Source organism: Actinoplanes sp. ATCC 53533, from assembly GCF_003947245.1.
The window spans coordinates 1-9,030 of record NZ_QHHV01000293.1 but is presented as its reverse complement, the minus strand read 5'-3'; the positions used below and the strand labels follow the sequence as shown (position 1 = coordinate 9,030).

At 69.9% G+C, this 9,030-nt stretch carries 8 protein-coding genes and 1 pseudogene; 7 read left to right on the top strand and 2 right to left on the bottom strand.

Annotated features, from left to right (window positions below):
• Together DMB66_RS54165 and DMB66_RS54160 are read right to left on the bottom strand one after the other, a co-directional pair.
• On the bottom strand, window positions 1-2,978 hold a 2,978-nt coding region (locus DMB66_RS54165), incomplete at its 3' end, for a DEAD/DEAH box helicase (protein WP_233625505.1).
• Window positions 2,979-3,033: 55 nt separating this feature from the next.
• Window positions 3,034-3,414, bottom strand: coding sequence for a VOC family protein (locus DMB66_RS54160; RefSeq protein ID WP_125811857.1), 381 nt, complete (start codon window positions 3,412-3,414; stop codon window positions 3,034-3,036).
• 66 nt (window positions 3,415-3,480) lie between these two features.
• On the opposite strand from DMB66_RS54160, the gene DMB66_RS54155 reads away from it, so the two are divergent.
• The 7 genes and pseudogenes from DMB66_RS54155 to DMB66_RS54125 form a co-directional block, all read left to right on the top strand.
• Window positions 3,481-4,236, top strand: a complete 756-nt coding sequence (locus DMB66_RS54155) for a TetR/AcrR family transcriptional regulator (RefSeq protein WP_125811856.1) — start codon at window positions 3,481-3,483, stop codon at window positions 4,234-4,236.
• 33 nt (window positions 4,237-4,269) lie between these two features.
• Window positions 4,270-5,511 (top strand): cyclic dehypoxanthinyl futalosine synthase, encoded by a 1,242-nt coding sequence (gene mqnC, locus DMB66_RS54150; protein WP_125811855.1) that lies wholly within the window; start codon window positions 4,270-4,272, stop codon window positions 5,509-5,511.
• A gap of 373 nt (window positions 5,512-5,884) precedes the next feature.
• Window positions 5,885-6,580, top strand: coding sequence for a demethylmenaquinone methyltransferase (locus DMB66_RS54145; protein ID WP_255441542.1), 696 nt, complete (start codon window positions 5,885-5,887; stop codon window positions 6,578-6,580).
• 52 nt (window positions 6,581-6,632) lie between these two features.
• The gene (locus DMB66_RS54140) at window positions 6,633-6,926 is read left to right on the top strand and encodes a hypothetical protein (RefSeq protein ID WP_125811853.1); all 294 of its coding nucleotides are present in this window, start codon (window positions 6,633-6,635) and stop codon (window positions 6,924-6,926) included.
• A gap of 97 nt (window positions 6,927-7,023) precedes the next feature.
• Window positions 7,024-8,322, top strand: a complete 1,299-nt coding sequence (locus DMB66_RS54135; protein WP_125811852.1) for a geranylgeranyl reductase family protein — start codon at window positions 7,024-7,026, stop codon at window positions 8,320-8,322.
• Window positions 8,323-8,494: 172 nt separating this feature from the next.
• A complete protein-coding gene (locus tag DMB66_RS54130; protein ID WP_125811851.1) occupies window positions 8,495-8,860 on the top strand; it encodes an NADH-quinone oxidoreductase subunit A in 366 nt (121 codons plus the stop codon).
• A gap of 5 nt (window positions 8,861-8,865) precedes the next feature.
• Window positions 8,866-9,030, top strand: a pseudogene (locus DMB66_RS54125) (NADH-quinone oxidoreductase subunit B); the annotation flags it as partial.

Here is a 9,030-nt window from a genome sequence, read left to right as displayed (position 1 = left end):
TTCTTGCGCTCGATCATCGCGTCGATCTTCTCCTCGAGCGTGCCGGTGCAGATGAATTTGCGAACCTGCACGTTGCGGGACTGTCCGATTCGGAACGCCCGGTCGGTGGCCTGGTCCTCGACCGCCGGATTCCACCAGCGGTCCACGTGGATGACGTGGTTGGCGGCCGTGAGATTCAGGCCCGTGCCGGCTGCCTTGAGCGACAGCAGGAACAGCATCGGCTCGGTGTCGTTCTGGAAACGGTCGACCAACTCGTCCCGCCGGGCCTTCGACAGTCCACCGTGGAGCCAGAGCACCGGCCTGTCCAGATGCGCCGCCAGGTATGGCTGCAGCATCGTCCCGAACTCCGAATACTGCGTGAAGATCAGCGCCTTGTCGCCGTCCTCGATGATCTCCTCGGTCAGCTCCTCGAGCCGGGCCAGCTTGCCCGAGCGGCCGGGCAGCCGGGAGCCGTCCTTGAGCAGGTGGGCGGGGTGATTGCAGACCTGCTTGAGCTTGGTCATCGCCGCGATCACGTTGCCCCGCCGCTGGATGCCCTCGGTGTTGTCGATGACGGCCATCATGTCCTCGACCACGGCCTGATAGAGCGTCGCCTGCTCGGCGGTGAGCGTGCACCAGACCTTCATCTCGTTCTTCTCCGGCAGGTCGGAGATGATCGACTTGTCGGTCTTGAGGCGTCGCAGCACGAACGGGCCGGTGGCACGCTTGAGGGCGGCCGTCGCATCCGCGTCACCGCGCACCTCGATCGGCTCCTGGAACCGCCGGCGGAAGCGTTTCGCGGGACCCAGCAGCCCCGGATTGCAGAACTCCATGATGGACCACAGCTCGGCCAGGTGATTTTCCACCGGCGTGCCGGTCAGGGCCAGCCGGGTCCGCGCCGGAATGGCTCGCACGGCCTGGGCCTGCCGGGTGCCGCTGTTTTTGATGGCCTGCGCCTCGTCACAGGCGATGCGTCCCCAGTGGACCTCGCGGAGCGCAGCCAGATCACGCAACGCGGTGCCGTACGTCGTGATGACGAGATCGGACGCGGCGACCACCGACCGGAAGTCTTCGTCTCGCTTGCGCGCTCCGCCGTGATGAACGTGCACCCGGAGCGAGGGCGCGAACCGTGCGGCTTCCTTCTGCCAGTTGCTGACCAGGGACATGGGACAGATGAGCAGCGTCGGCGCGACCGGAGCGTCAGGGCTGGACCGCTCGGCGAGCAACAGCGACAACGTCTGCGCCGTCTTGCCGAGCCCCATGTCGTCGGCGAGGATGCCGCCCAGCCCGAGCCGGGCCAGGAAGTGCAGCCAGGACAGGCCCCGTTCCTGATATGGCCGCAGCGTCCCCTGGAAGCTCGCCGGGGTCGGCACCGGCGCGAGCCGCTCGGCCGCCTGCCCGGAGATCAGATCGCCGAGCGCCCCGTCGGCGTCCACCTCGACCAGCGGCAGATCCTCCTCGCCGCCGTCGACCACCTGCTGCAGCACCTCACCCGCGGTCAGCTCGCCCTCGCGGCGCCTGCCGACGGCCTTCAGCGCCGCCTTGAGCTGACGGTCGTCCAGCTCGACCCACTGCCCTCGGACCCGGACCAGCGGCACCTTGAGCCGGGCCAGCTCGGCCAGCTCCTCCGCGCTGACCGTGCCGTCGCCGATGACCAGGTCGATCCGGAAGTCGACCAGCTGTTCGAGGCCGAACCCGGAGTCGGCGGCGGCCTTGCCCGACGGCGTCTTGCTGCGCGTGCGGGTGGTCAGCTTGAGCCCGACCGCCTTGCGCCCCGCCCAGGACGGCAGCTGCACGCCGAAGCCGGCGGCCTGCAACAGCGGGGCGGCCTGCCGGAGGAAGTCGTGGGCCTCCCCGGTGTTCAGCGCCATGGCCGCCGGCCGGGCGTCCATCAGCGCCTCGTGCAACGCGGGGAACAACCGGACCGCGCGGCCGAGCCCGGCGAGCAGTGTCTCGTCGGGATTGGCCGGCAGCCCCGGCATGCGGGCGCCGGACCAGAGGTCGCCGGCGGGCAGATAGAGGCTCGGATCGTCGGCCGACTGCAGGGCGAAATCCAGCGCCCAGTCGTCGGTGTCCGGCGCGGGCTCGGCCAGCCGGAAACTCACCCGGATCGGCCCGTTGGCGTCGTGGGCCGACCGCAGCCAGCCGACCAGCGGCCTGGCCAGCTCGGTGACATCGGCGGCCTTCGCGCCCGGCAGCGTGGGATCCGCGCCGGTGAGGGAGAAGAGCCACCGCTCGGCCAGCGCCGACTTCGGCCCCGGCCGGATCCCCACCAGCATCCGCTCGGGCATCAGCGCACGGGCAGCGGCGTCGACGAGCACCTCAAGCGCATCCCGCAACGTCCGCCCGACGCTCCCGGCGGAGCCGTTCTCCTGGTCGACCGGCGGATCTGCCGATCCGCCAGCAGTGGCTGAGCGGGAGACCGGGGGCATGGCCGCGGCGAAGTCGCGATAGCTCGCCGCGTCCGCGCCGGTGAGCACCGGCCGCCACCGCCCGGCCGGCGTGCCCGACTCCATCACCAGCTGCGGCAGCATCCGGCCGCGCCGGGCCAGGTCGCAGGCGTGCCCGGCGAGCACACACAGATATCGCAGCGAGGCCGCCGCCTGCCACGGCCCGTCGGGATCCGGGTCGGCGAGCGCGCCGAGCGCCACCAGGGCCTGCTCGCCGGGCAGCAGCAGCACCGGCGTCTCCCAGGCCGCGAGCCGGAGCCCCCGGCCCGGTGCCTCGCTGCCGGCCTCGGGTGACGGCAGCGGACCCTTGGCCGTCCCCGGCAGTTGCAGGGTCAGCTCTGTCTCGGCGGCCTTGGCCAGCGCGTCGCGGATGTCGTCCGACGAGCCGGTCAGCGCCGCGGCCAGCGCGCCGGCCGGCACCGCGAACGGATGCGGCCGGCGGCGAGCCCGGGAAGAGGTGGTCAGCGGGAGCTCGGGATCCTCGGCCCAGAGCGCGAGCCTCCCGGGCGCCGACTCACCGGCGATCCACATCCCATGCACGACGAGCACTGCGACTCCGCTTCCGATCGACCTGTCGAGATTAACGAGTGAGCGCGCCCGTGGCTCATGCGGCGGCCCACTCGACCAACTCGTACGAGATGCCGTTCGGATCCTCGACCATGAACAGGCGCTCGCCCCAGGGCTCCTCGCGCAGCGGGACGGTGATCGGCACGCCCTCCGCGCGCAACCTTTCCTGCTCGGCCTCGAGATCCTCCACCACGAAGGCCACGATCACGCCGGTGGCCCGCTGGTCGCGCAGCGGCTCGGGCAGCACCTCGAGGCCCCGGCGGAGGAAGACCACGTCCACCGCGCCGTCGTCGCGCCCCAGGGAGGCGAATCCGTCGGCCGCCATCCGCTCGACGAAGCCGAAGTGGGTGGCGAGAAACTTGCTCGAGGCGGGAACGTCGTCGACGGTGAGTGAGACGGCAGAGGACGAGACTCGCACGGGACCCCCAGGTCGCTTAGTTGGACGCCGTATAAGATACACCGTACAAGAAAGGAGTGCCACCCTGTGGCCGAGGCGCGACGCACCATCGACCTGCTCTGGCTCGACGAGCCGGCGAGCCGGCGTGGGCGCAAGAAGGGCCTGACCGTCACCCAGGTGGTCGATGCCGCCATCACGCTCGCCGACGACGAGGGGATCGACGCGGTGAGCATGCGCCGGGTCGCCCAGGAGCTGGGCGTCGTCCCGATGACGCTCTACACCTACGTGCCGGACAAGGCCGCGCTGCTCGACCTCATGCTCGACGCGGTCTACCTGCGGATGCCCCGGGAGGACACCGCGCACGCCTCGTGGCGCGAGCGGCTCGAGGCCGTGGCCGAGGAGAATCGCCTGCTCTACGACCGGCACCCCTGGGCGGCGGGCCTCTCGCGGAGCCGGCCGCCGCTGGGCCCCGGCCTGATGGCCAAATACGAGCATGAGCTGCGGGCCTTCGACGGCGCCGGCCTCGACGACGTGGAAACCGACTCGGCTCTGACGTACCTGCTCGGGTTTGTGCAGGCCTCGGCCCGCGCCGCCGCCGACGCCCGGGCCGAGGCCGAGCGCAGCGCCCGCAGCGACCACGAGTGGTGGGCCGAGAACGGCCCGCTGCTGGCCAAGGTCTTCGACCCGCACACCTACCCGACGGCCGTGCGGGTCGGTGCCGCGGCGGGCGCCGAGCTGGGCGGCGCCTTCGTGCCCGGGCATGCGTACGCGTTCGGCCTGGAACGGGTGCTCGACGGCCTCGGCGTGCTGATCGAGCGGCGGACCAGTGACCGGCGCCGCTGACGACCGCCGGACGCGGGACGTAGGCTTCGGGACGTGACGGCGAATCCGGAGATCGACAGCATCCTGCAGCGCGGGGCCGACGGTGGGCGGATCACGCCCGAGGAAGCGCTGCTGCTCTACACCGAAGCGCCCTTCCACGCCCTCGGCGAGGCGGCCGACGCGATCCGGCGCCGGCGCTATCCGGACGGGATCGTCACCTACCTGATCGATCGCAACATCAACTACACCAACGTGTGCGTCACGGCCTGCAAGTTCTGCGCCTTCTACCGGGCGCCGAAGCACGCCGAGGGCTGGTCGCACCCGATGGAGGAGATCCTGCACCGTTGCGGCGAGGCGGTCGAGCTCGGTGCGACGCAGGTGATGCTGCAGGGCGGCCACCACCCCGACTACGGCGTGGAGTATTACGAAAATCTCTTCTCCTCGGTCAAGCAGGCCTATCCGCAGCTGGCCATCCACTCGATCGGCCCCAGCGAGATCCTGCACATGGCCAAGGTCAGCGGCGTCTCCATCGAGGAGGCAGTGCTGCGGATCAAGGCCGCCGGCCTCGACTCCATCGCCGGCGCGGGCGCCGAGATGCTGCCCGACCGGCCGCGCAAGGCGATCGCGCCGCTCAAGGAGTCCGGCGCGCGCTGGCTCGAGGTCATGACCGTCGCCCACCGCAACGGCCTCAGCTCCACGGCCACCATGATGATGGGCACCGGCGAGACGAACGCCGAGCGCATCGAGCACATCCGGATGATCCGCGACGTGCAGGACCTCGCCGTGGCGAACGGCTACGTGGACTCGGCCGTCGAGGCCGAGGGCAGCGTGGGCGGCTTCCGCGCGTTCATCCCGTGGACATACCAGGCGGAGAACAACCACCTCAAGGGCCGCACCCAGGCCACCACCATGGAATATCTGCGCTTCATCGCGGTCTCCCGGATCTTCTTCGACAACGTCGCGCATCTGCAGGCGTCCTGGCTGACCACGGGCAAGGACGTCGGCCAGCTCTCGCTCCACCTGGGCGTCGACGACCTCGGCTCGATCATGCTCGAGGAGAACGTGATCTCCTCGGCGGGCGCCCGGCACAGGTCGAACCTGCACGAGCTGATCTGGATGATCCGCACGGCGGGCCGCACCCCGGCGCAGCGCGACACCCTCTACCGGCACCTCGTCGTGCACGCGACGGCGGCGGACGACCCGATGGACGAGCGCGTGGTCTCGCACTTCTCGTCGATCGCGATGCCCGGCGGCGGCGCGGGCCGCACCGAGCTCCCGCTCGTCGACGTCTCCTGAGCCCACCCGCGCGGCGGAAAGCCCAGGCAAGTTTGTTGCCTGAGCCCGCGAATGAGCGCCTGACTCCCCGGAGTGAGGGGTGTCGATGGGCCGGATGACTGTTGTCACCGGCCGATCGGCCAGGTGCGCCTCGGCGAAGCGGTGAGGGGCTGATTGCTCCTCGGTAACGAGCTGCGTGTGTCTCTGGTACGACGCGTTCGCGCTGGTTACGTTGCCTTCGTAACACCGCAACACTGAAGCGTCGCCACGACTCATGACCGTCGGCGGCGGGGTCGGACCCGACCGATGGCGGTCGTATATATAACGCAAGAGGCAGGGCGGGATGGGTCACCATCCCGCCCTTGCTGTGTGCGCAGCTGGCAGAGTGTGCAGCGTGACGCGCGCAGATCTGGACAAGCAGCCGCACGAGGTCGCCGAGATGTTCGACGGCGTGGCCGAGCGGTACGACCTGACCAACACGGTGCTTTCTTTCGGGCAGGACCGCGGCTGGCGCCGGGCCACCCGGGCGGCGCTGGGGCTGCGCCCGGGGGAACGGGTCCTCGACGTCGGCGCGGGCACCGGGGTGTCGACCGAGGAGCTGGGCCGGTCGGGCGCGTACGCGGTGGGTGCCGATCTCTCCACCGGGATGCTGCGGGCCGGCCGGGGCGCCGGCCGGACGGTGCCGCTGGTCGCCGGTGACGCGCTCAAGCTGCCGTTTCCCGACGCGACCTTCGACGCGGTTACGATCTCGTTCGCCCTGCGCAACGTCGTCGACACCGGCGCGGCGCTGCGGGAGCTGGGCCGGGTCACCCGGCCGGGCGGGCGCCTGGTGGTGTGCGAGTTCAGCCACCCCACCAATGCGGCGTTCCGCACCGTCTACCTGTCGTACCTGATGCGGAGCCTGCCGACCGTGGCCCGCGGCGTGTCGAGCAACCCGGAGGCGTACGTCTATCTGGCCGAGTCGATCCGCGCCTGGCCGGACCAGGCGGGGCTCGCCGCCCGCATCGCGGGCTCGGGGCCGTGGGCGCGGATCGGGTGGCGCGATCTCACCGGTGGGGTTGTTGCCCTGCACCGGGCCACGAAGATTTAGAAAATGGGCGTTTGCCCGTTTGTGGGCGGTCCGGGGTGTTTAGCTCGGGTGTATGACGACAATCGACTGCCTGGTCGACGACTCGGACATCGATGTTCCGATCGACGACCGTGACGAGGGCGAGCGGCGGGCCCTGGAGCTGGCGCATCGTATCCGGTTGGTGGCCGTCCAGGATCCAGAACAAGCGCAGCGCCTGGTGGATGAGCTGATCGTCGCGTTGGACGCCGCGCTGGGCGGTACGTTTTCGGAGCACCTGGACGGAGTTGCCCGTGAGGTCCTGGAACGGGCGTTAGCGAAGAGCAGGAATGGCCACGGAGCGGGCATTTCACCGGCCGGAAACAGTTAGGGTTCCCTAACCCCCATCCGCTTCGATGGCCGTCTTAGACTCCGACTGGGCTGGCTTGTGAACTGTTTCACGAGCCCGCGCTTGACGGAGGTGAGCCGTGAACGACCTCGCTAACGCAGGAGGAACCGTCGCCGACGAGGCCGACGTGATCGTGGTCGGGGCTGGGCCGGGCGGCTCCGCCGCGGCATACCACATGGCGCGGCACGGCCTACGCGTCCTGCTGCTGGAAAAGACCGAGTTCCCGCGCGAGAAGGTCTGCGGTGACGGCCTTACTCCACGCGCGACCCGGCAGCTGATCCGGATGGGTGTGGACACTTCCGAGAAGGCGGGCTGGCTGCACAATCGTGGCCTGCGGGTCATCGGTGGTGGCGTCCGTCTCGAGCTGGACTGGCCGGAGCTCGCGAGCTTCCCCAACTACGGCCTCGTGCGCACCCGGCTCGACTTCGACGACATGCTGGCCAAGCGCGCGGTGGAGGCCGGCGTCCTGCTGCGCACCGGGGTCACCGTGACCGGGCCGGTGCTCGACGCCGACGGTCGCGCCATCGGGGTCGAGGCCAAGGCCGGCCCCGGTAAGGAACCAGTCCAGTATCGAGCCCCGCTGGTGATCGCGGCGGACGGTGTGTCCGGCAAGCTCCCGCTCGCGATGGGCCTCGCCAAGCGCGACGACCGCCCGATCGGCGTCGCCGTGCGGCGCTATTACCAGTCGCCGGTGCGCGCGGACGACGACTACCTGGAGTCCTGGCTGGAGCTGCGCAGCGCGCAGGACCGCGACCGGCTGCTGCCCGGCTACGGCTGGATCTTCGGCCTCGGCGACGGCCGGGTGAACGTGGGCCTGGGCATCCTCAACTCGTCCAGCGCCTTCGGCAAGACCAACTACCGCGCCATGCTCACCGACTGGCTGAACACCACGCCCGAGGAGTGGGGCATGCGCGGCGAGGACAACGCCGACGGCCCGATCCTGGGCGCGGCGCTGCCCATGGGCTTCAACCGGGTGCCGCACTACACGCGCGGCGTCATGCTGGTCGGCGACTCCGGTGGCATGGTCAACCCCATGAACGGTGAGGGCATCGCGTACGCGATGGAGTCGGGTGAGCTGGCCGCCGAGGTCGCCGTCCAGGCCCTCGCGCGCCCCGCCGGCGCCGACCGCGAGCGCGCCCTGCACGCCTATCCCGCGGAGCTGAAGGTCCGCTTCGGGGGTTACTACCGCCTCGGTGGGGTGTTCGTGAAGCTGATCGGCAACCCGCAGGTCATGCGGCTCGCCACCAAGCACGGCATGCCGCACCCGACCCTGATGCGCTTCGTGCTCAAGCTGCTGGCAAACCTGACGGACCCCCGGGACGGCGACGCGATGGACCGGATCATCAACGGCCTCACGAAGGTCGCACCGGCGGTATGAGCAGCAATATCAAGTCTTCAGTCCGGCTAAGGGCGGCGGCGGGGTGGTCGGACGGGGAGTCTTCAGTCCGGGTAAGGGTGGCGGGCGGGGTGGTCGGACGGAGGACCCCGGTCGACCAGGCGCCAAAGCGGATTAATAGTGTGAAGCGGCTAACAGTCGAGCAGGAGACGGTATGACGCTCAATCCCTACGTACCGATCGTCGGGCTGCTGATCCTCGGTGCGCTCTTCGCTCTGTTCTCGGTGTCGATCGCGCCGATCGTCGGCCCGAAGCGCTACAACCGGGCCAAGCTCGACGCGTACGAGTGCGGCATCGAGCCGGCGCCGCAGCCGATCGGCGGCGGCCGGTTTCCGGTCAAGTTCTACCTGACCGCGATGCTCTTCATCGTCTTCGACATCGAGACCATCTTCCTGTATCCGTGGGCGGTGTCCTTCGAGGCGCTCGGCCTGTTCGGCTTCGTCGAGATGGTCCTCTTCATCGTCACTGTCTTCATCGCCTACACCTACGTGTGGCGACGCGGCGGATTGAACTGGGACTGACTGATATGGGAATCGAAGAGAAGCTGCCGAGCGGCATCCTGCTGACCTCGGTGGAGAAGCTTTCCAACTGGGCCCGCAAGTCGTCGTTCTGGGGCGCCACCTTCGGCCTCGCCTGCTGCGCCATCGAGATGATGGCCGCCGGCGGACCGCACTACGACCTCGGTCGCTGG

What these genes read in the sequence shown, in the direction of transcription:
- DMB66_RS54140 (WP_125811853.1), top strand. Translation starts at nt 6,633, where the DNA reads ATGACGACAATCGACTGCCTGGTCGACGACTCGGACATCGATGTTCCG.
- DMB66_RS54130 (WP_125811851.1), top strand. Translation starts at nt 8,495, where the DNA reads ATGACGCTCAATCCCTACGTACCGATCGTCGGGCTGCTGATCCTCGGT.